Raw genomic sequence first — 4,011 nt, 5'->3', positions numbered from 1 at the left:
GAAAGAGAAGCCTCAAACCTTTCTTTCACTTTAAATTTAGCTAATGGAATTAGATATCTAGGTGCTTTTACTTCAAGTGGCAGTAATGCTTCAAGTTTTTTAAGTCCTGTAATAACTCCACCAACTTCTGTTACTAATAGAACTTCTCTTTCATTAAGTAATAAAATCCTCTCTGCAGATGGAACTGTAACTATGGAATTTGAAGCCGCTATTTATGATAAATACACTTTAAATGGACTTGAAAATTCTGGCTCTAAAATAATGGAAGATACCCTTTTATTATCAACATTTAGCCTTACAGGAAGCCTTTTTTCTTATTATCTAGAGTTTAGTATAAAAACATCTAGTATAATAATAAACCATTCTTGTAGCAGTAGTTATACCGATGTAAATTCATTAAATGAATATATTTTAACTTATATTATTTCTGAATATTCAGGAATTTCTGATGCAGTTTTCACTTTCAGTATCCCTAATGGTATGAGTTATACAAGTTCTACTCTCCCTCCTTCTTCTGTAACTACTGTTGACTTAAATACTATTATTACCTACACTCTTTCATCTTTAGCAGAAAATAGTGAAAATTTTATAAAAGTTTATACTACTACAAATAATGAATATGCACTTTTAGCAAATGAAGTAGGACCTAAATATGTTTATTCAACAGATATATTTAAAACTTCTTTTAATTTTACCGGAACAGTGATTTCTTCTTCTGAAACTTTATCTTTAAGTTCACTAGTTTCTATTATCTGTGAACCACCTATATTAACTACAAATATAGTTGCTTATTTAGATAGTAATTCTAATATAAAATCTTATGAAGCTGCTGCAACTGGTGATTATATTAGATTTAATCTTCATTATAATGCTACTACAATTACAGCTAAACAAAAGGATGTTCTAATTTTTGACTATCCTCCATTTAATCTCTTAGTTTCAACAGTTAAAAATATTGAAATAACTGGAGACTTTCCATCTACAGGAACTTATGTTACTCTTCCTGATAATGGAACAAAAATTTTAGTTGGTGATTTAGATGGCGGTGTAGCATTTGAATTTAAATTTGATCTTTTAGTTTCACCTGAATTTAATGATGGATTCTTGTATAATCTTGCTAAATGTTCCTTAGTTAACTCTAATAATGAGTCTTATTCTACACGTGATTCATCTAGCTTAAACTTTGGAATTCCTCATATTCATATAAATAATACAGTTCCCTCTTCTACCTGTATTAAATATAATGATGAAATAAATTACACTATTACTGTTTCAAATATTGGTGGTGATGACCAAAATATTTTAGTAGATGCATTTAATTTAGACCTTATTTCTACAATTCCATCTTTATTCACCTTTAATAATTTAAGTTATTCTACTACTTTAGGCAGTACTATAAATTATAGTATATCTAATAATATTTTAAATGTTTCAATTCCAAAGCTCCCTCCAAATGAAGTTATAACAATTACAAACAATCTAGCAATTACAACAGTTCCAATATTAGGTAAAGAGTATGACTTAAATGTATCCATTTCCAACGGCACAAGCCAAGAATCACTAGACTCTTATGCTTATTCATTTAATGAATATCCTTTAGATGATGTTTTAACATTAACAACATGTAATCCAACATTAAGTAAAACCTATGTTAATAGTACTGTTACTCTTTCTGAAGAATTTTCTGTGCTTATAACTGTAACTTTTCCAAAAGGTTCCTTGTGCTATAATGCTAAAATTAAGGATTCATTAAATTCAACAAACTCTACTAATGTTCATGATGTACTTTTAAATGGAAATCCTATTACCCCTATAATTTTCACGAATAATTTTAACCTTCCTTTAGGTGATGTTATAGACTCTTCTATGCATGATATAACTTATACATTAAGTTATAAAGATAAAATAATATCAGCAAATTTAGTAAATTATCAAAAAACATCAACTGTTCCAATATCAGTAGAGTGGAGCGATGTCTTATATGAACCGGAGAATCATTCTAAATCCTTAAATAGTACTCTCTTAATCGTAGCACCTGGTATTAAAGTAGATAAACTTCAATCAAATATTACGGAAAACTTTAATCCTAGCACCCACCCTATATTTGCAAATAATTTAGATACACTATCCTACTCTTTAGTTATTTCTAATATAGGTAAGTCTTCTGCTTATAATGTAAATTTAATTGATATATTACCAAGCTATTTGACTTTTGTAGATAGTAACTTAAATGGAGATTTTGATGCTTCTTTAAATAAGTATTCATTAAATATTCCTGAAATTCCTAAAGACTCTACAGTTACTGCTACTATAAATTCAACATTAAACAAAACTTTACCTTCAAATGGCATAACTAATGTAGCGTCTACAACCTACAATTATTTAGCTACTCCATCATCATATACATCTGAAACATGGAGTAATAGTGTAATAACTTATCCTGAAGCCGCTTTAAATATTGCTAAAAAATATCAAAGAAATCTAACTTTACTTGGTGAGTTTACTAAAAACACTATAAAGTGTTCTAGCTCTAATATTATAGAATACAAGCTTATTCTAAGTAACAATACAAGCAAACCTATGATAAATGTTAATATAACAGATATTTTTCCATCAAAATTTAATTTTTATGACAATAATTCTTTTCCTTCAGGAAATATTTCTATAAATAGCAACATTATAAGTATTACTATTCCATCTATTTTACCAAACTCTGAGCTAACTTTTATTTATAGAGTAAGTCTACTAGCTTCTTTTGTAGGTCTTGAAAGCTCAATTGCTACAGGAACATTTAATTATAGTGATAACGTAACTCTCTTTAATTTTTCTACAAACCCTTTATTAGTAAAACTTTCAGACCCTGGTCGTGGATTTTTATATTATTAGATCTTAATAATTGAAACCTGATAGACATTTAATCTATCAGGTTTTAATAGCCTTTTATTCATTTAAATAATTTTAGTTTAAACCTATATAAAAAGCTTCTTCTTTTTTTTAGATTTTTTAAAAGTTCTAAAAGTTCCTCACTTCTATTTTTCAATAATATTTCCTCTAAAGTTCTTATGGCTTTTCCATCTTCATTTTTCTTTAAACTTTTTAAAAGCATTTTACTTTTTACATACTCACTATTTTCATCTTTGTAATATTTCTCCTCTAATTTTTTTCTTTTTTCTTTTTCAATAAATTTTAAAATTTCTCTTCCTTCACCATATTTTTGAAATTTATATTTTATATAAAAAAGAATTTCTAAAGCCTCCATATCTAACCGTTTATATTTTAAAGTTGTATCTAGGTAAATTTCTAAGTTTTTAATTTTATTTACATCCACACCTATTCAACCTCCATAAGCGTTAGAATTTCAAACTCAATTTCTCTACACTCCTTAAACTTCTCAGCTTTTACAACCCCTAAAAGATCTTGTAATAGCTCCTTAACACGCTTTTGAACATGATCTTCAAATCCTTCTATATTTGCATTTACATAGCTTACAAGATTATATACTTCTCCAAAAATATTTGAATAATCTCCATCATCATAAAAGTCCTCTCCCTCCTCTGTCTCTTCTTCATCTTCTATACAGTCTAACTCTATCTTCTTTTCTTTTAAAGTCTCTTCACTTAAATCTTCATCCACACATTTCGAATCCTCTAGTTCATCTCTTAAAAGTTCTTTATCTAGTTCTATTTCTTCTCTCTGTTCAATATCCCTCTCTTTTTCCTTCTCCACACCTTTTAATTCAGCCTCCACCGAAAGTTTATCTATCTCCTCTGCATTTACAAGTTTTCCATCTTTAAATTTTCTTTTTTCTATATCTCCTGTACTAACTATTTTTACCTCTGCATTTAAAATTCCATCTAAATCATATTTAAACTTTATTTGAACTATCTCTTTTCCACTTTTATTTTTCGGTATTTTTTTCATTTCTATTCTATCTATAAACACATTATCTTTAACAAATTTATTTTCTCCTTGATATATATTTATAAACACTTCCTCTTGATCATCTTCTAC

Annotated in this window: 3 protein-coding genes; 1 reads left to right on the top strand and 2 read right to left on the bottom strand. The window is 27.6% G+C overall.

The features are described from left to right. Window positions 1-2,886, top strand: a 2,886-nt coding sequence (locus ACRDDY_RS01725; protein WP_438563245.1) for a hypothetical protein, incomplete at its 5' end; no start/stop codon positions are given. A 58-nt stretch (window positions 2,887-2,944) separates the two neighbouring features. On the opposite strand, the gene ACRDDY_RS01720 is transcribed toward ACRDDY_RS01725, so the two are convergent. Both ACRDDY_RS01720 and ACRDDY_RS01715 read right to left on the bottom strand, forming a co-directional pair. Continuing rightward, on the bottom strand, window positions 2,945-3,328 hold the full coding sequence (locus ACRDDY_RS01720) for a hypothetical protein (protein WP_438563244.1): 384 nt from the start codon (window positions 3,326-3,328) through the stop codon (window positions 2,945-2,947). Window positions 3,329-3,330: 2 nt separating this feature from the next. Next, window positions 3,331-4,011, bottom strand: a 681-nt coding sequence (locus tag ACRDDY_RS01715; protein WP_438563243.1) for an Hsp70 family protein, incomplete at its 5' end; no start/stop codon positions are given.

It is taken from the genome of Clostridium sp. (assembly GCF_051656525.1).
Taxonomy (GTDB): domain Bacteria; phylum Bacillota; class Clostridia; order Clostridiales; family Clostridiaceae; genus Clostridium.
The sequence above is the reverse complement of the archived record's forward strand: the minus strand, read 5'-3'. Positions and strand labels throughout refer to the sequence as shown.